Source organism: Pseudomonas sp. HLS-6 (genome assembly GCF_002753995.1).
GTDB classification, from domain to species: Bacteria; Pseudomonadota; Gammaproteobacteria; order Pseudomonadales; family Pseudomonadaceae; genus Aquipseudomonas; species Aquipseudomonas defluvii.
This window is the reverse complement of sequence record NZ_CP024478.1, coordinates 3008636-3032316: the sequence shown is the minus strand read 5'-3', so window position 1 is coordinate 3032316 and position 23681 is coordinate 3008636. Positions and strand designations below refer to the sequence as shown.

Here is a 23681-nt window from a genome sequence, read left to right as displayed (position 1 = left end):
ACCTGGCCAGGGAACTATCTACACTGGTATTTCTCTATTTGGCATCGGCTAACCGTGGGCGGGGCATTGTAAGGTGACCGCCGCCTGATTAGACTGCGCCGAATTTCGTACGCACAGCCCTTGTTAAGGACTTTTATGATCAAAAAATGCTTGTTCCCGGCAGCCGGTTACGGCACTCGCTTCCTGCCAGCAACCAAAGCCATGCCCAAGGAAATGCTGCCGGTGGTGAACAAGCCACTGATCCAGTACGGCGTTGAAGAGGCGCTGGAGGCAGGTCTGAACGAGATCTCCATCGTTACCGGTCGTGGCAAGCGTGCTCTGGAAGACCATTTCGACATCAGCTACGAGCTGGAAAACCAGATCAAGGGCACCGACAAGGAAAAGTACCTGGTCGGTATTCGCCGCCTGCTCGACGAGTGTTCGTTCTCCTACACCCGTCAGACCGAAATGAAAGGCCTGGGCCACGCGATCCTGACCGGTCGTCCGCTGATCGGCGACGAGCCGTTTGCCGTAGTACTGGCCGACGACCTGTGCGTCAACCTGGAAGGCGATGGCGTGCTGACCCAGATGGTCAAGCTGTACAAGCAGTTCCGCTGCTCGATCGTGGCCATCCAGGAAGTCGATCCTTCGGAAACCAACAAGTACGGCGTGATTGCCGGCGAGATGATCCGTGACGACATTTACCGCGTCCACAGCATGGTCGAGAAGCCAAAGCCTGAAGATGCGCCGTCGAACCTGGCCATCATTGGTCGCTACATCCTGACGCCGGACATCTTCGACCTGATCGAGCAGACCGAGCCAGGCAAGGGTGGCGAGATCCAGATCACCGACGCCCTGATGAAGCAGGCGCAGAACGGCTGCGTAATGGCCTACAAATTCAAGGGCAAGCGTTTTGACTGCGGTGGTGCCGAAGGCTACATCGACGCCACCAACTTCTGCTTCGAAAACTTCTACAAGACCGGCAAGGCCTACTGATTTGTTGGCGTAACCGTTGAAGTCGAAAAAGCCACCTTCGGGTGGCTTTTTTGTTCCTGGCTGTCGCCGGGGTTATGCTGATGGCCTGCCAAGGAGACCTGAGATGGCCTACGATTTTGATCTGTTCGTGATTGGTGCCGGTTCCGGCGGTGTGCGTGCGGCACGCTTTGCCGCGGGTTTCGGTGCAAAGGTGGCGGTTGCTGAAAGCCGTTACCTGGGGGGGACCTGCGTAAACGTCGGCTGCGTGCCGAAAAAGCTGCTGGTCTACGGCGCTCATTTCGCCGATGACTTTGAGCAAGCCAGTGGTTTTGGCTGGTCACTGGAAGATGCACAGTTCGATTGGGGGCAATTGATCGCCAACAAGAACCGTGAAATCGAGCGGCTCAATGGTATCTATCGCAACCTGCTGCTGAACAGCGGCGTGACTTTGCTTGAGGGGCATGCGCGGCTGACCGGGGCCCATGAAGTGGAGGTCGACGGGCAGCGTTACAGCGCCGAGCACATTCTGATCGCTACTGGTGGCTGGCCGCAAATTCCGGACATCCCGGGTAAAGAGTTGGCCATCAGTTCCAACGAAGCTTTCTACCTGAAGGACCTGCCCAAGCGCGTGCTGGTGGTGGGTGGCGGTTACATCGCGGTAGAGTTTGCCGGTATTTTCCAAGGGCTCGGTGCCAAAACTTCGCTGCTCTACCGAGGGGACCTGTTCCTGCGCGGCTTCGACGGTGCCGTGCGTGAGCACCTGAAGGAGGAACTGGAAAAGCGCGGCATGGACCTGCAGTTCAATACTGAAATTCGCAGTATCGAGAAACAGGCGGACGGAAGCCTCAAGGCCACCCTCAACGATGGCCGTGAACTGATCGCCGATTGCGTGTTTTACGCCACTGGGCGTCGTCCGATGCTGGATAACCTGGGCCTGGAAAACACCGGTGTCGAACTTGATTCGCGCGGCTTCATCCGCGTCGACGAACTGTTTCAGACCACTGATCCATCGATTCTGGCGATTGGTGATGTGATCGGGCGTGTGCAATTGACCCCGGTGGCGCTGGCCGAGGGTATGGCCGTGGTGCGGCGCCTGTTCAAGCCTGAGCAGTACCGTAAGGTTGACTACCAGAACATACCGACAGCGGTGTTCAGTCAGCCGCCGATTGGCACTGTTGGCCTGAGCGAAGAGCAGGCGGTCGCGCAGGGCTATGAGGTGAGTATTTTTGAAAGCCGTTTCCGGCCAATGAAACTGACCCTCACCGAGTGCCAGGAACGCACCTTGATGAAGCTGGTAGTCGATGCCAAGACGGACCGCGTCCTTGGCTGCCATATGGTTGGCCCGGATGCTGGCGAGATCATCCAGGGGTTGGGTATTGCGCTGAAGGCGGGGGCGACAAAACAGCAATTCGACGAAACCATCGGTGTGCATCCAACGGCTGCCGAAGAGTTTGTGACCATGCGCACGCCTGTTCGCTAACAGTCGCCCATTGCAGGCACCTGTGTTGGAACGGCCTTTGTAGCAGGCTTGCCTGCGAGGGCGTCGGCGGGGTGGCAGTAAGTGCGCGGCGTCTGCATCGCGGGCAAGCCCGGCTCCTACAGGCTGTTTAGCTTTTGTTGGAGCTGGCTTGCCTGCGATACAAACAGAAATCTTCTATTAATCACTTCGGCTTATAGCCAAAACCAATCGGCGGCATCAGCTTTGCCAATGAGCGATTTTTTCGATAAGTGACTAGGATTCTCTCCATCAGATTTCTCAACCCCTGAAGGAGCGTCACTCATGCCTATCATCAATAGCCAGGTCAAACCGTTCAACGCTACCGCTTACCACAACGGCAAGTTCGTCGAGGTGTCGGAAGCTGACCTGAAGGGCAAATGGTCTGTGGTATTTTTCTACCCGGCCGACTTCACCTTCGTCTGCCCAACCGAGCTGGGCGACCTGGCCGACAACTACGCCGAATTCCAGAAGCTGGGCGTAGAGATCTATGGCGTGTCCACCGACACCCACTTCACCCACAAAGCGTGGCACGACACCTCGGACACCATCGGCAAGATCCAGTACCCGCTGATCGGTGACCCAACCCACGTCATCTCCCGCAACTTCGACGTGCTGATCGAAGAAGCCGGTCTGGCTGACCGCGGTACTTTCGTGATCAACCCGCAAGGCCAGATCAAAATCGTCGAGCTGAATGACGGCGGTGTCGGTCGTGATGCCAGTGAGCTGCTGCGCAAGGTCAAGGCCGCCCAGTACGTTGCCGCCCACCCAGGCGAAGTCTGCCCGGCCAAGTGGAAAGAAGGCGAAGCCACCCTGGCGCCATCGCTGGACCTGGTCGGCAAGATCTAAGACCGTGAACCAGCCGAGGGCGGTCTACCGCACCTGACGTTGTCACCGCCCCGCAAAACGCCCGGGCGCTTTCGCCCGGGCGTTGTTTTTTCTACTGTTTAAAAAGGAATCGCCCGTATGTTGGACGCCACGCTTAAAACTCAGTTGAAGTCCTACCTGGAGCGGGTCACTCAGCCGATCGAGATCGTTGCTTCCCTCGACGACGGCGCGAAGTCCCGTGAATTGCACGACCTGCTGCGCGAAATCGCCAGCCTGTCGAACCTGATTACCCTGCGTGAGGATGGCAGTGACGCCCGTCGCCCGTCGTTCTCGCTCAATCGCCCTGGCGCCGATATCAGCCTGCGTTTCGCGGGTATCCCCTTGGGGCACGAATTCACCTCGTTGGTGCTGGCGTTGCTGCAGGTCGGCGGTCATCCGTCCAAGGCCGGCGCCGAAGTGATCGAGCAGATTGGTGCGCTCAAGGGTGAGTTCAACTTTGAAACCTACTTCTCGTTGTCCTGCCAGAACTGCCCGGATGTGGTCCAGGCGCTTAACCTGATGGCGGTACTCAATCCGAGCGTGCGCCACGTCGCGATCGACGGCGCGCTGTTCCAGGATGAAGTCGAGTCACGCAAGGTCATGGCCGTGCCAAGTGTGTACCTCAATGGTGAGGTCTTCGGTCAGGGCCGCATGGGGCTGGAGGAGATCCTCGGCAAACTCGACACCAGCGCCGGTGAGCGTCAGGCCGAGAAGATCAATGCCAAGGATGCGTTCGATGTGCTGGTGGTCGGTGGTGGCCCGGCCGGTGCTGCAGCGGCCATTTACGCAGCGCGCAAGGGTATTCGTACCGGTGTTGCTGCTGAGCGTTTTGGCGGTCAGGTACTGGATACCATGGCAATCGAGAACTTTATCTCGGTGCAGGAAACCGAAGGGCCGAAGCTGGCTACGGCGCTGGAGGAGCACGTCAAGCAGTACGACGTCGACATCATGAACCTGCAGCGTGCCGACGCGCTGATTCCAGGTACCGAGGGTGGCCTGCACGAGGTGCGCCTGGCCAGTGGTGCGTCGCTCAAGGCCAAGACCGTCATTCTTGCTACCGGTGCGCGCTGGCGTGAAATGAACGTCCCGGGGGAGAAGGAGTACCGCAGCCGCGGTGTCGCCTATTGCCCGCACTGCGATGGCCCGCTGTTCAAAGGCAAGCGCGTGGCGGTGATCGGTGGTGGCAACTCCGGTGTGGAAGCGGCTATCGACCTGGCGGGTATCGTTGCTCAGGTCACCCTGATCGAGTTTGACAGCCAACTGCGTGCCGATGCGGTACTGCAACGCAAGCTGCACAGCTTGCCCAACGTCAAGGTCATCACCAGCGCCTTGACGACTGAAGTCCTGGGCGATGGGCAGAAGGTCAGCGGCTTGCGCTATAAGGACCGCACGACTGAAGTGGTGCATGATCTGGCGCTGGAAGGGATCTTTGTACAGATCGGCTTGCTGCCCAATACCGATTGGCTCAAGGGCACCGTTGAACTGTCCGCGCGTGGCGAGATTGTGGTCGATGCCCGCGGTCAGACCAGCCTGCCAGGTGTTTTTGCCGCCGGTGACGTGACCACTGTGCCGTACAAGCAGATTGTCATTGCGGTCGGTGAGGGCGCCAAAGCATCACTGGCAGCCTTTGATCACCTGATTCGTACCTCGGCGCCAGCCTGAGGCCTAGCCTGACCATTACCGAAAGCGCTTCTACCCCAGGAGGGTGGAAGCGCTTTCGGCTGTCTGTGCCCCTGTGACGCAAGCGCCCGGGGCATCGCTTAGAATTCAGTAGGCTGAATGATCTCGACCCAGTAATCGTCCGGGTCCTTGATGAAGGCCAGATGCTTCATACGGCCATCGCTCAGGCGCTTCTGGAAGGTGACACCCAGTGCTTCAAAGCGTTCGCAGGCCGCGCGGATGTCCGGTACCGAAATGCAGATATGGCCAAAGCCGCGCGGATCGGTGTTGCCATTGTGATAGGCGAACGCAGGATCATTCTCGGTGCCGTGGTTGTGCGTCAATTCAAGGATGCCAGGAATCGACTTCATCCACGTGTTACGTGCTGCTGGATCGCTGGGGATCTGCGCCTTGTCGACCAGGGCGAGGAAGTACAGGCTGAATTCAGCTTCCGGGAAATCGCGCTTTTCCACCAGGCTGAAGCCCAGTACACGGGTGTAGAAGTCCAGGGATTTGGCGACATCCTTGACCCGCAACATGGTGTGGTTGAACACGAAGTTTTGGGTCGCAGCGTCCGGTTGTGCAGTGACGCCAGGAAATGTGTCGAGATGTTGCAAGCTCATGGGCTCTCCGCAGAAAAGGCTGGCACGGTGGTGCCAGCGAAACGGTCAGACGGCCATGATACGGAAGTGAAGCGATTGCGCAAACGGTTTGCGCCCTGCAGACGGGGTCGGCAGGGCGCAATCAAATAAGTAGCCCGCCGGAGCGGGCAAATGGGGCGCTAGTCCTTTAGCAGCTTTCATCCTGGAAGAGATGATGTGAAAAATATGTGAAGTAAAAGGGCGTTTTTCAGTGGCGTACCCAGCTCTCGACCGTCTGCGCACCGTACTGTTGTTTCCAGGCTTTCAGGCCACGGTGATTGCCCCCTTTGGTTTCGATCAACTCGCCGGTGTGGGGGTTTTCGTAGACTTTTACCACGCGTGGACGACGTTGCCGGACAGTGGCGGGCGATGTCTTTTCGGCTGCTTTGGGATCGAGTATTTCGATCACATCGCGCAGGCTCTTGCCATAGCTGTTCATCAGGCCGACAAGTTTCTGCTCGAACTCTATTTCACGTTTTAGGCCGGCATCCTTTTTCAAGGCCTCCAGTTGAGCAAGCTGTTCCTGGAGCGCTCTTTCGGCAGCACGAAACTCAGCAAGTCGGGACACAATCATTACTCCTCTTTATCTGCAATGGCGTTGTATGCACGGCCATCATTAGCGTATTGAAAAGCACAGCGGTCGCAGGGGCATGGCGTCATAGTAATAATCAGTGTAGTCAATAAATAACGCGCCGCGGTTAGGCTTTTATAATGACGGTGTGCAGAACTATTGAACTACAGCGCTTTCCGCTATTTGAGGATTAGTCGAGCGGCCGAGGTGTCTAGACCAAGGTCCAATGGCCCGTTCTAGAGCGGTCTGGCGATAATTTAAGGTCGCCGCAGGTGGTATGTCGGTGCATGTGGCCGGTGCCAGGAAGGGCGCCGGTTGGTTCTTTGCCTTTATTCGGATTGTCGTAACTCATGTTCCCCCCCTCTCCATTTGTCCAAGGGCGCCATCTGGCGGGCCTAGTGGCCCTGTTTGCCGGTTTTTCGGCCCAGGCCGCCGGTTTTCTTGACGACACCAGTGCCAAAGTCGAGGCACGTAATGTCTATTTCAATCGCGACTTTCGCGATGGTCACACCAGCTCGCAACAGGGGGGCTCAAAACGTGAAGAGTGGGCTCAGGGCTTTATCCTGAATGTGCAATCCGGTTATACCGAAGGGCCTGTCGGGTTTGGCGTTGATGCACTGGGCATGTTCGGTTTCAAGCTCGACTCCAGCCCCGGCGACAGTAACAGTGGACTGTTGCCTTCCAGTGGCCACAACCCCCGGCATTCTGCGGACCAGTATGCAAAGTTGGGCGTAGCGGGGAAAGTGCGCTACTCGAACACCGTGCTCAAGTACGGTGCGATGATGCCCGATGTGCCGTTGCTCAAGTACAACGATGGCCGTTTGTTGCCAACCATGTTCCACGGCACCCAGTTGACCTCTGAAGAGGTCAAGGACCTCAAGTTCATGGCGGCGCGCCTGGATCGCTACACCGCGCGGGATTCGACCGATGCACAAGAGATTCGCGTACATTGCAAGAACAAGCGCTACGCCTGCGATACCAAGGCCGATCACTTTGACATGGCTGGGGTCGACTACCGTTTCAATGAGCGGCTCACGGGTCAGTACCAGGTTGCGACCCTGGACGACATCTACCGTCAGCACTTCCTGGGCGTGCTCGCCAGCCAGCCCCTGAGCGTGGGCAGCCTGTCGGCAGACCTGCGGCTTATCAAGAGTGACGACATCGGCGCAGCCAAGGCTGGCAGTATCGATCACCGTGCGTTCAGCGGCATGCTGGGCTACGGCCTCGGCGGGCACAAGTTCAGTGCTGGCTGGCAGCGCATGTATGGCGAAAACGCCATGCCGTACCTCGATGGCAGTAATCCGTACCTGGTCAACTATTCTCAGGTCAACGACTTTGCCGCCGCACAGGAGCGTTCCTGGCAACTGCGCTACGACTATGACTTCAAGGCACTGGGTGTTCCGGGGCTGACCTTCTTCACCCGCTACATCAACGGCGACAGTATCAAGGTGCCGGGTAGCCAGGCCGAAGGCAAGGAATGGGAGCGCGACACCGAGTTCAAGTACCAGGTACAGAGCGGTACGTTCAAGGATGTCAGTGTGCGCCTGCGTAACGCTACCTACCGCAGCAACTACGAAAAATTTGCCCGCGACATGGACGAAACCCGGGTGATTGTCAGCTACAACTTCTCGTTGCTGTAAACGGCTTTGCCAGGAATACGCGGCCGTTCGACAATGACCGTGTATTCCTGGGAGCGACAGTGATGAAACACCTGCTGCTGATCGGCATCGGCCCGGGCAATCCCCGACAGATCACGCTGGAAGCCATTGATGCACTGAACCGCGCCGACGTCTTTTTCCTGCTGGACAAGGGGGCGGGCAAGGATGACTTGCTGCGTTCTCGCATGGAGTTGCTTGAGCAGCATGTGCATCGGCCTTACCGGGTGGTTGTGGTTGATGACCCGCTGCGTGACGCCGGGGCACCGGATTATGTCGAGGCCGTACAGTGCTGGCACCGCCTGCGCGCGTGTTTGTATGCGCGACTGCTGGTAGATGAACTGCAGCAGGGGGAATGCGGCGCTTTCCTGCTATGGGGCGACCCTGGGCTGTATGACAGTACATTGCGCATTCTCGATCTGATCGAAGCGCGGCACTTTTCCCTTGAGGTCATTCCCGGTATCAGCAGTGTCCAGGCGCTGGCCGCGCGTCATTGCATCCCCTTGAACCGCATTGGCGAGCCCTTGCAGATACTGCCCGGTCGGCGTTTGGCTGATGTGTCGCCAATTGAAAACGTGGTGGTGATGCTCGACGCCCAGTCGGTCTTTGCCACGCTGGACGATCCGCAGTTGCACATCTATTGGGGCGCTTATCTGGGAACGGATGATGAAATCCTGATCCAGGGGCCGTTGCTGGAGGTCAAGGCACAGATCCTTTCCCGGCGCGAGCAGGCCAGGGCCAGCAAAGGCTGGATCATGGACACCTATTTGCTGCGACGGCTGTACTAAAACAGGCCACACAATTCTGTTTAGCGACGCGTCTGGCGCAGAGTTCAGACGCATCCTACATCCTTCTGAAAACACCCCTGCTAGCGTCAAATCCCTTCGTATGTGGGGTGCTCATGCTTGCACGAGCGCCTCGCCCATCACCGTCGCGATAGGGACAAGGGATGTTCTCAGCCGCCAATCACGCGCACTTCAGCCTGACGATCGATGACCTTCAGCACGACCTTCAGGTGCTGTCATTCACCGGCACGGAAGCCATCAGCACACCCTTTGCCTTTGACGTGGCCTTGGTCAGCGAACGCGCAGACCTTGAGCTTGAAACCTTGCTGCACAAGCAGGCTTTCCTGGCGTTCAACGCGCAGGGCGCCGGCATTCACGGGCAGGTTTACCGCGTTTCGCAGGGCGATGCCGGTAAGCGCCTGACCCGCTACAACCTGAGGCTGGTGCCGCAACTGGCCTACCTCGGGCTGCGCCGCAACCACCGGATTTTCCAGCAGCGCACTCTGGCGCAGATCATCGCCCAGGTGCTTGAGGAACACGGCATCCTCAGCGATGCCTACCAACTGCACCTGGAAAAGACCAGTACCCCACGGGAGTACTGCGTGCAGTACGGCGAGTCCGACCTGCACTTTCTGCAGCGTCTGTGCTTCGAGGAGGGCGTCAGTTATACCTTCCGGCACAGCCGCACCGGGCACACGGTGGTGTTCAGTGACCACCAGACCTTTTTCCCCAAGCTCGGCCAGCCCACCCCCTACCAACAGGACAGCGGCCTGGTGGTCGACGAGCCGGTAATCAGCCGTTTCAACCTGCGCGTGGAAGCGCGCACCCGGCGCACGTTCTGGCGCGACTATGACTTCGAGAAATCCAGCTTCGTGCTCGAGGCCGAGCGTCAGGCTGATGCGGCCTACCCGGAGCCGAACCTGGAGGACTACACCTACCCCGGTGGTTTTCTGCAGGGCGAGGAGGGCAAGCGACTCAGCCAGCGCGCCCTGGAACGCCACCGGGCCGAGCATCGGGTAGCGGAGGGCCGAAGCGACCAGCCGAGCCTGGTGACGGGCCATCTGCTGGAGCTGTCCGGGCACCCGTGCCAGGCCTGGAACGACCTGTGGCTGCTGACCGAGATTCAGCATGAAGGCAAGCAACCGCAAGTGCTGGAGGAGAGCATGACTGCCGACTGCGCGGCGGCGGATGACGGCTTCTCGCAGGGCTATCGCAACCACTTTAGCGCCACCCCCTGGGACGTGTTCTACCGTCCGCAGCAGGCGTACCACAAGCCCCGTGTGCTGGGCAGCCAGACAGCCCGGGTTACCGGCCCGAAAGGCGAAGAGGTCTATTGCGACGCTTATGGCCGGGTCAAGGTGCAGTTCCACTGGGACCGCGAGGGCCAGCACAACGACCAGAGCAGTTGCTGGCTGCGGGTCGCCTCGGGCTGGGCAGGAAACGGCCATGTCAGCGTCAGCATTCCTCGGGTGGGCATGGAGGTATTGGTGGTCTTTCTGGAGGGCGACCCGGACCGTCCGCTGGTCAGCGGTTGCCTACCCAATAGCCTCAACCCGGTGCCCCATGCCTTGCCGGCGAACAAGACCCGCAGCGTGTTTCGCAGCCGCAGCACACCGGGTGGTGGTGGCTACAACGAACTGCATGTGGAGGACCGCAAAGGTCACGAACTGATCTACCTGCGCGCCCAGCGAGATCTGGAACAGAAGGTCGAGCGTGACAGCCGGCTGGAGGTGGGCGGTGAGTACGCGGCCCGGGTCGCGGGCAACAGCATCACGGTACTGGAGGCGGAGGAGCACCACACGGTCAAGGCGGATCGCAAGGTTCAGCTCAAGGCCAGTGAGTACCTGGACGTGGGGGCCAGCAGCCACACCCGGATCGGGCAGACGCTGGTGGTGGAGGCGGGGCAACAGATACACCTGAGCTCCGGGTTGAAGGTAGTGCTTGAGGCCGGGGCCAGCCTCACCTTGAGGGCGGGAGGCCACCACCTCGTCATCAGCGCCGGAGGGATATTCAGCAGTACGGAAATTCAACTGGGCGGTGCACCCATGACCGGCACGGCTGCAGCCTCGGTGCCGGTAAGACTGCCGATTTACCAACCGCATGCAGTGCTGGGAGCCTTGTCACCACCCGAAGTCTGTAGTTGCGGCGGCAAGGGTGAGTGCCCAGTTCATCAATCAGGGAAGCCAGCATGATCACATCCATTACTTCGCCGTTCGAGGCACCTGTTGCGTCGGGAACCCTGTGCGTCATCCTCGACGCCTGTTTCGACATGAACCTGCCGACCACCCTCAAGCATGCCTATGGCTACACCCCTGCCTGCTGCGTGCCATTGTTCGAGGGCACGCCCTACGCCGGGCTGCAAGCCGCTGGCCCCTATGTGCTGCGTTGCCCGGCCCATGGCGAACTCGCCGACTACGCCCGTGGCCTGCTGGAGCGGGCCGATGCCGGTTATGTGGCGTACCTGGCGGACGACGCCACCCTTGCGCAGGCCGTGGAGCATTGGCGCAGCCTGCTGACGATGCGCACCGACACCTCCCTGCGGATGCTGCGTTTTTTCGATCCACGCTGGCTCGAACCGTTGCTAACCAGTTTCGACGAGCGTGAGCGGGCGCATTTCATCGGCCCCTGCACTGACCTGGCCTGGCGCAACGAACTTGGCTGGCGTCACTGCGCCAACCCTTACCCCGAGTGGGACGGCGAACTGCGTGCGCCGGGTTGGCTGTACCTGAGCCAGGCGCATCAGGCAGGTCTGGAACAGCGACAACTTGAGGTACTGGCGCAACGCCTGGCTCAGGATTATCAGCGGGCGTTACCCATGCCTGAACCGGTCGAGTTTGTGCTTCGACAACTGCTGGGCGCCCGGCAGGCGGGGTATGCGCACGTAGCTGAGTTTGAGCGCTGGCTGTGCCTGGCCCTCCAGCGAGGCGATGGCTTTTGGCATCGCTCCCCAGACAGCGATCTGTTGGCCCGTAATGACCTTGCCAGCGTGGACAAGCTAAACGCGCTTGAACGGCTCTAACTGTAATAACGTACAAGGACGACAAACAGATGCTGGTTAACACCTACACCGTCAAAGCCGGCGACACGCTGGTGCTCATCGCCCAGCAGAATGGGTCTAGCGTGCCAGAGGTACTGGCGCTCAACCCGATCATCAAGGATCCCGATGTGATCAAGGTGGGCTGGCAACTGAACCTGCCTGCTACGCCTTCGCGTCCGCGGTTGCCCCCGCGCATGCACGCGGACAGCCAGACCTGCCTTTCCATTGAAGGTAGTATCGAATGCAAGGAAGAGCTGGTCGATGTGGTCCATGTAACAGGCTCGCCGCACCTGTGCGTGTTGACCGCTCCGCAGGCCAAGGCCCTGAAACAGGAAGTCGCCTTCGTTCGCGAACTGATGGACGAACTGCACGAAACGCTGGCAGCCGCCCAGCCCGTCAGCCACTGCGCCCGCATCGAAGTGCCTTATGCCGCGTGCAGTTGCACCCGTTGCGTCAAAGAGGACTGGACGCTCAAGGCCGAAGCCGCAGGCGTGCTCACCCGTGAGGCGCCGGTCGAACCTGCTGAGCCGAGCACACCAACGCCGACGACCGAGGAAGATCTGTCCGGGCAACTCCATACCCTGCAGGAAGCCCGCGACTGGTACCAACGCTATGAGCCCAGCCTGTTCTCGGGCAGCCGCAGCGAAAGCAACTGGGAACAACTGCAGCAACGGAAAGTGCAGGATATCGACGCGCAAATCACCGAACTGCGCACGCAGTTGGCTGCCCAGCGCAAGGGCGAAGCCGAAGCCAGCAGCACCCGCTCCACGGCGGCCATGCCCGACCTCAAGCACGGCCTGGGCCGTGAGCGCAGAGCAGAACAAGGGCATCAGCAGCGCACCGGTATTCATGTGGTGGAAGTGATCCTGTTCAGCGACCCTAGCCGTCGCCACTACATCCGCACGTCGTTCCATCAGCGCGTCGACTGGAAAGGGCATGTCAGTACACGGATTCTGGCTGGTAAACCCTTCAACAAGCAGTTGGCCGGTGAACTGATCAAGGACATTCAGTCGGCGATCAGCACCAGCCGTAAATCAGGGCCACTGGGTAGCCTGGAGGCCAAGCTGGCCTCGTGGAGCAGTGACAAGGACAACCTGCTCAACACCCTGCACCAGGAAGTGTCCTGGACGTCCAACGCCAACGATGCGGCCCGCTACGCCGTCTCGGCCGACGCCCAGGCCCTGCGCTTCGCCGCCAGCGCCAGTGCCGGCATCAACAGCTGGAACCCGGCGCAGGGGCTGATCGACGTCGGGGTCAAGGGCACGGCCGAATTTTCCCTGGCTGACGCCTCGGTGTCCTTCAACAGCTACTTCCCCAGCCAGGGCGGCTACCTGGCCAGCATCACCTACCGCAACGGCGAGGGTAAGACCGTGCGCCACCCCTTGGGCGTGTTCCGCCTGAGCGGCCGGCTGGAGCTGAGTTGCTTTGTGGGCAGCCAATTACAGGGGGAAGCGGCAACAAAGACACAGTACAAACCCCGCGAACAGCCCGCGGGCGCAACGGCCTTGCTCGGCACGCCAACCCTGGACGTCGGCAAAAGCGGCTACATCGGGGTCAAAGGCACTGCGTTTGCCGGCGCCCAAACGGGAGGCGCCCTGACCGGCAACTTTCAATGGATCGAACCCGACCTGCAAGGCATCGGCAACATCGAACCCGGGCAGGCGAATGCCAGCAGCAACTGGGTGAATCTGGCGCAGATCAAGGCGGAGGGGAACTTTGCTGCAGGCATTGGCGCCAGCGGTGAGTTTGGGATCGAGATTGCCGAAAGGCGTGTGGCCATCCGCTGCAGTGGTGCGCTGGTACTGGGGCCTGGTGCTGGAGGCGGCTTCACTACCGTAGTCGACGTGGAGCTGGTCGGAAAACTGGTCCTACTGTTTTGCAAGGCGTTGGCTGAGGTGGATTACCGGTATTTGCTGGGGGTAACCGGAGATGCGTTTAGTTACTTGGTATCAGGGTTGTTTAAAGTGGCGAGCGGGCCGAAAGAAGCCGTCCAAGCTGCCTTTGAAACCAGCTTCATGGATATGACTATTTGGTGGGGGAAGAGAAACGCTAGCAAGCTTGAAGCCGACAGTCTCACAGACCACCTACTTGAACATCATGCTGTAATGATAAACAGACAGCGTATTCCCTTGGACCTGCTACCACCCGAAACAATGGGGCCCATGGTCCACTTGTTGTCCGAGAGCCTTGTTTGGAGCTTTAACGAACATAGGGAGCGTGCATTGATTATGTTGCTTTCAGCTGTGCGCACTTGGCGACAGTTTATCGAGGTATTGGAGCACTGCGATCCAAAAGCCAAAAAAGTAAATGCCATGGAGAGTCTGGCACGAATCAACTCGTTACTCGATGCCCGCGAGCAACGCCTCTTCAACCGTTTTATTGACGCGTTAGCCGTCAGCCCGAAAGCTGAGCGTGGCGAAAAACGTATGGCTTGGACGCCGAGTTCTCTTAGCGCGAAACAGGACGTTCTATTGGCCGCACAACGCAGCGGTAGGTTTACAGGGTTGGCGTAAACGCTGAGATTGACAAGGGCGGATAATTGCGCCCTTGTATGCTACTTAGATTCAGAGTGGTTGATCGGATTGCACGGAACAGCGGAAGCCGAATCCTGGCAAGTATCCATTTTTGACCGGATCATCACCCCAGCGCCGAACAGTGCTCGCAGATATTAACGGGCCTTCACCATAGTACGAACCTCTATGGATGCGTAACGTGCCAGTCTCTGGGCCGGTTGGGTTCTCCAGTGGAGAGTTACGGTAATAATCCTCACTATACCAATCATTAACCCAATCAACGGCGTTACCAGAAAGGTTGTAAATTCCCAGGGGGTTGGGTACAAAACGGTCAACAGCAAAGGTGAGCGATTCGTCGGGGTGAGGAAAATTTCGCCCATAGTCCAAACCACCGTTATCGGTAGCAAAAAAAACATACTGACCACGGTTGCGAGCAGCATATTCCCACTGTGCTTCGCTGGGTAAATCGACTGGGTAACCACTCAGCTTGCCCAGCCAATTGCAGTAATCTTTGGCTTCATCCCAGCTTTTGGGGGGAGCAGGATTATTGGGTGTGTACAGGAACTGTATGTCCTCACGCTTACGATCTTCAGCGTCATACAGCGGCTTGCCTTGGGCAATAAAAAACAGATCGAAATCGCGTATCGTGGTCTGGAATTTTGAAAAATAGTAGCCGCTCAACTTTACCGGATGAACAAAATCATCATTGTTGCGAAAGCTGATCGGGCACAACCGCTCTGGCTCAACCCCACACGGCCACTCGCACATATTGCTGGGGTCATAGTCACACTTCCAGCCAAAGTCCCCCATCTGAAACTCGCCGCCTTCGACAAACACCATATTGTCCAGCGACTGCACCACGGTATTGAGCAGTTGGGTGCGTATGTCGGTGGGCAGCTTCGGGTAGGTCTGGTTGATGGTCGTCGCGATCTGCGCGACTTTTTCCGCGGAGAGCTTTTCGCTCTTGGGCAATGGCAGGGATTGGGCTTGGCAACCGGTCAGTAGCAGCAGTGCGCAGGCGGGCAGAAGTACGCGAACAGCGGGCAGGTAGAACATGGCAGCATCCCTGTGGGCCAAGCGTCAGAAAAGCTTGGACGCTAGCAGATCCGGCTACTGGTTGGATGTAGGACCTTTCCCAAACTCCTTTTGCCAGCGAATGTGCATGCATGGATAGCGAAGGTAACTATAGGCGCATGGTTTTAGAGAGGCTGATGGGACTGTACGGAGCAGCGAAAACCAGTTCCTGGAAAGTAGCCTCTTCTGACAGGATCATAAGGGAAGCGTCGTACAGTGCTGGCGGTCAGCAATGGGCTTTCGCCTACATCGCTGCCTCTACGAATTTTTTGGATTCCAACATCAGGTCCTTTGGGATCTTCCAGGGGCGAGTTTCGGTAATAGTCCTCATCGAACCAGTCATTGACCCAGTCAGTAGCGTTTCCTGACATGTTATAGAGCCCGAGCGGGTTGGGTACATAACTGTCCACGGCAAACGTATGGCGCTCGCGTGGTTCTGGGAAGTTACGCCCATAGTCCAAGCCGCCATTGTCAGTAGGAAAAAACACGTACTGACCGCGACTGCGTGCTGCGTATTCCCATTGCGCTTCGGTGGGTAAATCTACCGGATATCCACTGAGCTTTGCGAGCCAACCACAATAGTCTTTGGCCTCCTGCCAGCGTTGAGTGGGTGCAGGCAAGTCGGGTTTGTACAGGAACTGTATATCCTCACGCTTGCGATTTTCTGCGTCATACAGCGGCTTGCCTTGGGCAATAAAAAACAGATCGAAATCGCGTATCGTGGTCTGAAATTTTGAAAGGTAGTAGCTGCTTAGCTTTACCAGATGAACAAAATCATCATCCCCATCCATGCTGATATTGCACAACCGCTCGGGCTCAACCCCACACGGCCATTCGCACATATTGCTCTGGTCATAGTCACGCTTCCAGCCAAAATCCCCCATCTGAAACTCGCCGCCTTCGACAAACACCATATTGTCCAGCGACTGCACCACGGTATTGAGCAGTTGGGTGCGTATGTCGGTGGACAGCTTCGGGTAGGTCTGGTCGATGGTCGTCGCGATCTGCGCGACTTTTTCCGCGGAGAGTTTTTCGCTCTTGGGCAATGGCAGGGATTGGGCCTGACAGCCGGTCAGTAGCAGCAGTGCGCATGCAGGCAGAAGTACGCGAACAGCGGGCAGGTAGAACATGGCAGCATCCCTGTGGGCCAAGCGTCAGAAAAGCGTGGACGCTAGCAGATCCGGCTACTGGTTGGATGTAGGACCTTTCCCAAACTCAATGACCAGCGAATGCGCATACATGAGGTAGGCGCTGTAGGGCTGCTTTGGTGCAGAGTTTTAGAGTGGCTGATCGGACTGTATGGAACAGCGGAAGCCGAACCCTGGAAAATATCCACTTTTGACTGGCTCATCAGCCCAGCGCCGAACCGTACTTGCAGAAAGTAGCGGCCCTTCGGCATAGGTTGAGCCTCTGTGTACACGCAGTGTTCCCGTTTCTGGGCCGGTTGGGTTTTCTACGGGGGAGTGATGGTAGTAATCCGCACCATACCAGTCATTAACCCAGTCAACGGCGTTACCAGAAAGGTTATGAATTCCCAGGGGGTTGGGTACAAAACGGTCTACAGCAAAGGTGCGCGTTTCATTGGGGTGAGGAAAATTTCGCCCATAGTCCAAACCACCGTTATCGGTAGCAAAAAAAACATACTGACCACGGTTGCGAGCAGCATATTCCCACTGTGCTTCGCTGGGTAAATCGACTGGGTAACCACTCAGCTTGCCCAGCCAATTGCAGTAATCCTTGGCTTCATCCCAGCTTTTGGGCGGTGCAGGATTATTGGGTGTGTACAGGAACTGTATGTCCTCACGCTTACGATCTTCTGCGTCATACAGCGGTTTGCCTTGAGCAATAAAAAACAGATCGAAGTCTTTTATCGTGGTCTGAAATTTTGAAAGGTAGTAGCTGCTCAGCTTTACCGGATGAACAAAATCATCATCCCCATCCATGCTGATGTTGCACAACCGCTCTGGCTCAACCCCACACGGCCATTCACACATATTGCTGGGGTCATAGTCACACTTCCACCCAAAGTCCCCCATCTGAAACTCGCCGCCTTCGACAAACACCATATTGTCCAGTGACTGCACCACGGTGTTGAGCAGTTGGGTGCGTATGTCGGTAGAAAGCTTCGGGTAGGTCTGGTCGATGTTCGTCGCGATCTGCGCGACTTTTTCCGCGGAGAGTTTTTCGCTTTTGGGCAACGGCAGGGATTGGGCCTGACAGCCGGTCAGTAACAGCAGGACTGCAACTGGAAACAGTAATTGAGTCGTTGGCAGGCAGAACACTGAAGCATCCTCAAGGGCCTCAAGGCCAGAGGTTTGGACGCTAGCAGATTGGACCGACGACTTGTTGTAGGACCTTTCCGAAAAGGCGATCACTGTGAGGGCGCAGTGATCGCCTCGGGGCCTGTCGCTGCGCGACGGTTATGAGGCCTGTGTCGGGAAGCGGTTTTTCGCTTCGATCCACTGGGCCATGTACTGGGTGCTTTTGTGCTGGTGATGACGAAGCATGGCGCCGGTGAAGTTGTTCAGGCGTTGTTGTGGCAGGTCGGCCAGGGTTTGTTCGATCCGTTCGACCAGCGCGGTCGCGTGAATGCGCCGGTTGAAGCGCGTCGCGATGAGCGGCGTGCATGCCTGTTGTGCCGCGTTCCAGCGGGCTTCGTCCTGGTACAGCTGCACGGCCGCTTCGGCCAGCGCTTCGGCGGTGACTTCAACAGCGCCAGGCCAGGGCAGGGCACCGTGCATGGCTTCGGCCCCTATCGGGGTGGTGACGCTGGGGGTGCCGCAGAGCATGGCATCGGTCAGTTTGCCCTTGATCCCGGCGCCGAAGCGCAGAGGCGCCAGGCACAGGCGTGCGGCGCTCATGACCTCCAGGGCATCTTCGGCCCAGTTCAGTACATGAAAGCCTTGCGCCGGGTTGTGCAATGCGGTGGCTTTGGGCGGGGTGTAGGCGCCGTAGACATGCAGTTGGGCCTGCGGCAGTTGTCGACGGATCATCGGCCACAGGCTGTGCTTCATCCAGAGCACGGCGTCCCAGTTCGGGGCGTGGCGGAAGTTGCCGATGCTGAGAAAGTGCGCGCGTTCGGCAAAACCTCGTGCAGGGGTTGCCGGTTGATCGAGCATCAGCGGGCACCAGTGCAGCAGCGCGGGTGGAACACCGAAATGCGCGGTCAACAGGTCGATTTCTGCATCCGAGATCATCAGGCTCAGGTCGCTACGGTAGATCGCGGCCACTTCACGTTGGGTCAGGTCGGCGTTGGCCATGTGGCGGTAAAGGGTCGCGCTCGGGGTGGCAAACAGCGCGCTGAAGTCGTTGCTGTCCAGGCCCTCGATCAAGCGGCGGCGCAACAGCTGTTGACGGGCATCGCGCAGGCTTTGCAGGTCAGAGGTTTCCAGCACGCGCAGCGCCGCAGGGCAGTGTTTCTCGACACGCCAGCCAAACTGCTCCTCCATCATGAAGCGGTCGAACAGCACGACATCGGGCGCCAGTTCCGCGACAAAATGATCGAAACTGCTGCAATTGAGCACGATGGCCTGTTCGGCAATGCCCAGTGCCGCGAGGTCTGCCTTGTGCTCGCCAACGGTGGCCGGGCTGCTGAAGGTGATTTGCCAGCCGCGTTCAAGAAAACTCTCGAGGATCTGCATCATGTGCCCGCCAGCGGCTGACGAGCGCGGTTCCGGCCAGACATAACCAATAACGAGAACCTTGAGCGGTGATGCGGGCATGAGCGATCGGCCTTCAGCGAAAAATGCGTATTTAACCACAGTGCAGCCTGCCGACGTGGGCACGCAGCGATTGTCGGTAATCTGCCTGAAAGGCATGCTTTCTATGCTGCTCAAGGGTTCTAGCGGTTAGACTCCAGCCCTGGCGAGTGCGTTGCGTTACAGCACGATTGCGAAAATGGAACTATTACTCGAGAGAACGCCAGACTCTCTTGTCCTGATACACCGTTACGGGGGCTTTTTAAGGATGATTCAGCCAACCGCAATCGACCAACGGAGTTTTCGCAAGCTCCTGGGTCGTAATATCAGCTTGCCGTTGGGTGTTGGATTGCTCAGCGCGGTGGTGTTTGTTGCCGTCATCAGCTACTTGCTGTCAGTGATCCAGTGGGTGGAGCATACCGACCGGGTGATCAACAGTGCCAATGAGTCGATCAAGCTGTCCATCGACATGGAGACCGGGCTGCGTGGTTTCCTGATTGCCGGTGATGAGCATTTTCTCGAACCCTACAGCGTGGCCAAACCCAGGATAGACGCCGACCTGGCTTCGCTGCAGGCACTGGTGTCGAACAACCCTCAACAGGTTGAACGGGTGGCTCGGATAAAGTCCCTGCAAGCCGAGTGGAATCGCTTTGCCGAGAACATGATCAACCTGCGTCGCAGCGGAGGTGCTTATGTCGAGGCGATGCGGGCGGGTCACGGCAAGCGCCTGACCGACCAGATCCGCCAGGAGTATGAAGCCTTCGTGTCCACCGAGCAGCAACTGCGCCAAGCGCGCAGCGATCGCGTGCAGAGCACGACGGTGGCCTCGATTTCGCTGTACCTGGGCTTCGTTGTGTTGCTCAGTGGCATGCTGGCCTATTTTGGTCGGCGCGATCTGTTGGGGTTGTCCAGCAGTTACAACAGTAACCTTGAAGCTCAACAACGCAGTGCATTGAGCCTGCAGCAAGAGGCCTGGCTACGCACGGGCCAGACCCGCCTGGCCGAACAACTGCTGGGGCAGTTGAGCCTGCCGTTGCTGGGACGCAACGCCCTGCAGTTTTTTGCCGAGTATCTGGGGACGGTGGTCGCGGCGCTGTATGTTCGTGATGCTCAGGGCCACTTGCGTCGCGTGGCGTCCTATGGCCTGCCCCGAGAGCAAGAACAGCAGGAGCAACTGATCGGCAGCAATGAGGGCATGGTGGCCCAGGCGGTGCTGCAGGAACGCGTGTTGCGTCTGGACGACCTGCCGGGGGACTACCTGCGGGTCAGCTCCGGGCTGGGTGAAGGGTCGCCACATAGCGTTCTGGTAGCCCCGACCCGCAATGATGGTCAGATCAATGGTGTCGTCGAACTGGGCTTCCTGCGTCCGCTGGAGCCGCGTGATGTCGAGTTGCTGGAGCGGGTGGCCAATAACCTGGGCATTTCGATCGAGAGCGCCCGATATCGACAGCGCTTGCAGGAAGTGCTGGCTGAAACCCAGTTGCTCAATGAGGAGCTGCAGGTTCAGCAGGAAGAACTGAAATCCGCCAACGAGGAACTGGAAGAACAGTCACGTGTGCTCAAGGAGTCACAGGCGTATTTGGAGGCCCAGCAGGCAGAGTTGGAGCAAACCAATGAGCAACTGGCGGAGCGCACCGAAGCGCTTGCCCTTCAGCGCGACACGCTGGACCGCAAGAACGCTGAGCTGAACGAGGCTCAGATCGAGCTGGAGCAACGTGCCGAAGCGCTGCAGCGTTCAAGCCAGTACAAATCCGAGTTTCTTGCCAACATGTCCCATGAGCTGCGCACGCCATTGAACAGTTCGCTGATTCTGGCCCGGTTGCTGGCTGAGAACGAACAGGGAAACCTCAGCGAAGAACAGGTGAAGTTTGCCGAGTCGATCTATTCGGCCGGTAATGATCTGCTCAATTTGATCAATGACATCCTCGACATTGCCAAGGTCGAGGCCGGCAAGCTTGAGGTGCGCCCGGAGACCACTCAGGTCGAGGGCCTGACCGAGCGCTTGCGCCAGTTGTTCGAACCGCTGGCTGAGCACAAGGGCTTGGGCTTCAGTATCAACGTCGACGCCACGGCCCCAAAAGCCCTTTACACCGACCACCAACGCCTGGAGCAGATCCTCAAGAACCTGCTGTCCAATGCGGTGAAGTTCACCGAACATGGCGAGGTCAACCTGAGCATTGCTCGACAGGCGGGCGAGGGGATTTTTTTTCGTGTCCGCGACAGTGGTATCGGTATTGCGGCCCATCAGCAGCAGACCATCTTTGAGGCCTTTCACCAGGCCGATGGCACCACCAACCGGCGCTATGGCGGCACGGGCCTCGGGCTTTCGATTTCCCGCGACCTGGCCCAGTTGCTGGGTGGCCAGATCAGCGTCGAAAGCCGTTTGGGGGAGGGCAGTGAGTTCGCCCTGATCCTCCCGGAGCGCTACGAGCCGATTGTCGAGCAAACCGTTTCGCCGGTTATCATCCGTTCATCCGTTGTGCCGGTTCAGGCTGATTGTGCGCCGCCAGAGACAGTGCCGCGCGCGCCAGGTTTTGCTGATGACCGCCAGCTAGCGCCGTTCAGCAAACGTTGCATTCTGGTGATTGAAGACGAGCCGGACTTCGCTCGCATCCTCTTCGACCTGGCCCATGAGCTGGGCTACAGCTGCCTGGTGGCGCACGCGGCCGATGAAGGGTTCGACCTGGCCGTCAGTTATGTGCCCGATGCCATATTGCTGGACATGCGCCTGCCGGATCACTCTGGGTTGACGGTGTTGCAACGGCTTAAGGAGCAGGCGCTCACCCGGCATATCCCGGTTCATGTGATCTCGGTGGAGGACCGCGTCGAGGCGGCGCTGCACATGGGGGCGATTGGTTATGCGGTAAAACCGGCCAGTCGAGAACAGCTCAAGGCGGTGTTTGGCCGGCTGGAGGCCACGCTGACCCAGAAGCTCAAGCACATCCTGCTGGTCGAAGATGACGACCTGCAACGTGACAGCATTGCCCGGCTGATCGGCGATGAGGATATCGAAATCACGGCGGTCGGCATGGCCCAGGACGCCCTCGAATTGCTGCACGAGCAGGTCTACGATTGCATGATCATCGACCTCAAGTTGCCTGACATGCAGGGCAATGAGCTGCTGCAGCGCATGGCCGAGGACAGTATCCGGGCCTTCCCGCCGGTGATCGTCTATACCGGGCGTAACCTGAGCCGTGATGAAGAGGCCAACCTGCTCAAGTACTCGCGCTCGATCATTATCAAGGGCGCACGTTCTCCAGAGCGCCTGCTCGACGAAGTGACGCTGTTTCTGCACAAGGTCGAATCGCAGCTGTCCCACGAGCGCCAGCGCATGCTCAAGACCGCGCGCAGCCGCGACCGGGTGTTCGAGGGGCGCACGGTGCTTCTGGTTGACGACGACGTTCGCAATATCTTCGCCTTGACCAGTGCGTTGGAGCAGAAGGGGGCCATTGTCGAGGTTGGCCGTAATGGCCGCGAGGCCATCGACAGGCTAGAGCAGAACGAGGCTATCGATCTGGTCTTGATGGACGTGATGATGCCGGAAATGGATGGCTATGAGGCAACCCGATTGATTCGCAAAGACCCCCGCTGGCGCAAGTTGCCGATCATCGCCGTGACGGCCAAGGCGATGAAGGATGATCAGCAACGCTGCCTGCAGGCCGGTGCCAACGATTACCTGGCCAAGCCGATAGAGCTGGAGCGATTGTTCTCGCTGATTCGCGTGTGGTTGCCGCATCTGGAGCGCATTTGACCAGTGAGTGCAGTGCCGATATCGAGATTCAAGGGCTGATCGAGGCGATTTACCTCACGTACAGCTATGACTTTCGCAACTACTCTGGCGCCTCTATCACGCGTCGGATACAGCACGCGTTGCGTCAGCTCGGCTGTGCGACCGTAGCGGCCTTGCAGACGCGCGTATTGCAGGACCCCGCGGCCTTCATGGCGTTATTGCAATACTTGACCATTCCGGTCAGCGAGATGTTCCGTGATCCCGAGCACGTCCTTGCATTGCGCCGGGAGGTGGTGCCGTTGTTGCGTACCTGGCCGTCGATCAAACTCTGGATCGCCGGTTGCAGCACGGGTGAGGAGGTGTATTCCATGGCCATCCTGTTGCGTGAGGAGGGGCTGCTGGAGCGCTCGATCATCTACGCAACCGACATCAACCCGTATTCACTGGAGCGGGCCAGGCAGGGTATCTACTCGATGCAGGCGATGGAGCGGTATGCGCGCAACTATGAAAAGGCAGGAGGCCTGCAGAGGCTCAGTGATTACTACACGGCGGCCTACGGCAGCGCGATACTCGACAGTAGCCTGCGTGAGAAGGTGACCTTCGCCGATCATAGCCTGGCGACTGACAGCGTATTTTCCGAGACCCACTTGATCTCGTGCCGGAATGTGTTGATCTACTTCAACAAGCCGTTGCAGGACCGGGCCCTGGGTTTGTTCCACGAGTCATTGTGCCACCGTGGTTTTCTGGTCTTGGGCAGCAAGGAAACCCTGAGCTTTTCGGGCTATAGCGAGCGCTTCGAGGCGTTGGTCAAAGCCGAGCGAATCTACCGCAAGTCCTGAACCGTGTGGTGGCAAGGGGTATCGACGTACAGGAGTGCAGGCAAGGGGCTGACCTTTGCGGTACGCTTACAGGTGGCACGCCACGTGCAGGAAATTGACCGGCAGCAGGCAACCTCTGCCTGACGCTGGGGTCGGATAGCGATTGAATTGAAAAACAAGGCGT

At 58.5% G+C, this 23681-nt stretch carries 17 protein-coding genes; 11 read left to right on the top strand and 6 right to left on the bottom strand.

Translation table 11 applies throughout. From position 1 onward, the window contains the following. Window positions 1-135 precede the first annotated feature (135 nt). The 4 genes from galU to ahpF all read left to right on the top strand — a co-directional run bounded on the left by galU (window position 136) and on the right by ahpF (window position 4978). A complete protein-coding gene (gene galU, locus CS390_RS14080) occupies window positions 136-975 on the top strand; it encodes a UTP--glucose-1-phosphate uridylyltransferase GalU (protein WP_065761837.1) in 840 nt (279 codons plus the stop codon). Between the two features lie 103 nt (window positions 976-1078). Then, window positions 1079-2434 carry a glutathione-disulfide reductase gene (gene gorA / locus CS390_RS14075; protein WP_099775109.1) on the top strand — a complete coding sequence of 452 codons (1356 nt, stop codon included), beginning with the start codon at window positions 1079-1081 and terminating at the stop codon, window positions 2432-2434. A 300-nt stretch (window positions 2435-2734) separates the two neighbouring features. After that, window positions 2735-3298, top strand: a complete 564-nt coding sequence (gene ahpC, locus CS390_RS14070; RefSeq protein ID WP_099775108.1) for an alkyl hydroperoxide reductase subunit C — start codon at window positions 2735-2737, stop codon at window positions 3296-3298. A 117-nt stretch (window positions 3299-3415) separates the two neighbouring features. Continuing rightward, window positions 3416-4978 carry an alkyl hydroperoxide reductase subunit F gene (ahpF, locus tag CS390_RS14065; RefSeq protein WP_099775107.1) on the top strand — a complete coding sequence of 521 codons (1563 nt, stop codon included), beginning with the start codon at window positions 3416-3418 and terminating at the stop codon, window positions 4976-4978. Window positions 4979-5076: 98 nt separating this feature from the next. Here the strand turns inward: ahpF and gloA are convergent, their stop codons facing one another. Both gloA and CS390_RS14055 read right to left on the bottom strand, forming a co-directional pair. Continuing rightward, window positions 5077-5598 carry a lactoylglutathione lyase gene (gene gloA, locus CS390_RS14060; protein WP_099775106.1) on the bottom strand — a complete coding sequence of 174 codons (522 nt, stop codon included), beginning with the start codon at window positions 5596-5598 and terminating at the stop codon, window positions 5077-5079. A 226-nt stretch (window positions 5599-5824) separates the two neighbouring features. Then, complete coding sequence (locus CS390_RS14055; protein ID WP_099776696.1) at window positions 5825-6184, bottom strand: histone-like nucleoid-structuring protein, MvaT/MvaU family; 360 nt, start codon at window positions 6182-6184, stop codon at window positions 5825-5827. Between the two features lie 353 nt (window positions 6185-6537). Between CS390_RS14055 and CS390_RS14050 the strand changes: the two genes are divergently transcribed. The 5 genes from CS390_RS14050 (at window position 6538) to CS390_RS14030 (ending at window position 14177) form a co-directional block, all read left to right on the top strand. Beyond that, a complete protein-coding gene (locus tag CS390_RS14050; RefSeq protein WP_099775105.1) occupies window positions 6538-7827 on the top strand; it encodes an OprD family porin in 1290 nt (429 codons plus the stop codon). 62 nt (window positions 7828-7889) lie between these two features. After that, a complete protein-coding gene (gene cobF / locus CS390_RS14045; protein WP_099775104.1) occupies window positions 7890-8630 on the top strand; it encodes a precorrin-6A synthase (deacetylating) in 741 nt (246 codons plus the stop codon). Between the two features lie 161 nt (window positions 8631-8791). Further along, window positions 8792-10819, top strand: coding sequence for a type VI secretion system tip protein VgrG (locus tag CS390_RS14040; RefSeq protein WP_099775103.1), 2028 nt, complete (start codon window positions 8792-8794; stop codon window positions 10817-10819). Continuing rightward, entirely contained in the window at window positions 10816-11646 is an 831-nt protein-coding gene (locus tag CS390_RS14035; RefSeq protein ID WP_099775102.1) for a DUF4123 domain-containing protein, read from the top strand. Before CS390_RS14040 ends, CS390_RS14035 begins: the two co-directional genes overlap by 4 nt. Window positions 11647-11675: 29 nt before the next feature. Further along, window positions 11676-14177, top strand: a complete 2502-nt coding sequence (locus CS390_RS14030) for a LysM domain-containing protein (RefSeq protein WP_099775101.1) — start codon at window positions 11676-11678, stop codon at window positions 14175-14177. A 51-nt stretch (window positions 14178-14228) separates the two neighbouring features. Here CS390_RS14030 and CS390_RS14025 read toward each other — a convergent pair whose 3' ends face one another. The 4 genes from CS390_RS14025 to CS390_RS14010 all read right to left on the bottom strand — a co-directional run bounded on the left by CS390_RS14025 (window position 14229) and on the right by CS390_RS14010 (window position 18973). After that, window positions 14229-15233: an SUMF1/EgtB/PvdO family nonheme iron enzyme gene (locus CS390_RS14025; RefSeq protein WP_099775100.1), complete on the bottom strand. Its 1005-nt coding sequence runs from the start codon at window positions 15231-15233 to the stop codon at window positions 14229-14231. Window positions 15234-15376: 143 nt separating this feature from the next. Further along, window positions 15377-16381, bottom strand: coding sequence for an SUMF1/EgtB/PvdO family nonheme iron enzyme (locus CS390_RS14020; RefSeq protein ID WP_099775099.1), 1005 nt, complete (start codon window positions 16379-16381; stop codon window positions 15377-15379). A 147-nt stretch (window positions 16382-16528) separates the two neighbouring features. Then, window positions 16529-17533 carry an SUMF1/EgtB/PvdO family nonheme iron enzyme gene (locus CS390_RS14015; RefSeq protein ID WP_256587489.1) on the bottom strand — a complete coding sequence of 335 codons (1005 nt, stop codon included), beginning with the start codon at window positions 17531-17533 and terminating at the stop codon, window positions 16529-16531. Window positions 17534-17671: 138 nt separating this feature from the next. Beyond that, the gene (locus CS390_RS14010) at window positions 17672-18973 is read right to left on the bottom strand and encodes a glycosyltransferase (protein WP_099775098.1); all 1302 of its coding nucleotides are present in this window, start codon (window positions 18971-18973) and stop codon (window positions 17672-17674) included. A 244-nt stretch (window positions 18974-19217) separates the two neighbouring features. On the opposite strand from CS390_RS14010, the gene CS390_RS14005 reads away from it, so the two are divergent. Both CS390_RS14005 and CS390_RS14000 read left to right on the top strand, forming a co-directional pair. Next, the gene (locus CS390_RS14005) at window positions 19218-22700 is read left to right on the top strand and encodes a response regulator (protein WP_099775097.1); all 3483 of its coding nucleotides are present in this window, start codon (window positions 19218-19220) and stop codon (window positions 22698-22700) included. Next, the gene (locus CS390_RS14000; RefSeq protein ID WP_099775096.1) at window positions 22697-23518 is read left to right on the top strand and encodes a protein-glutamate O-methyltransferase CheR; all 822 of its coding nucleotides are present in this window, start codon (window positions 22697-22699) and stop codon (window positions 23516-23518) included. The genes CS390_RS14005 and CS390_RS14000 overlap by 4 nt, the downstream gene beginning before the upstream one ends. Window positions 23519-23681: the final 163 nt, after the last annotated feature.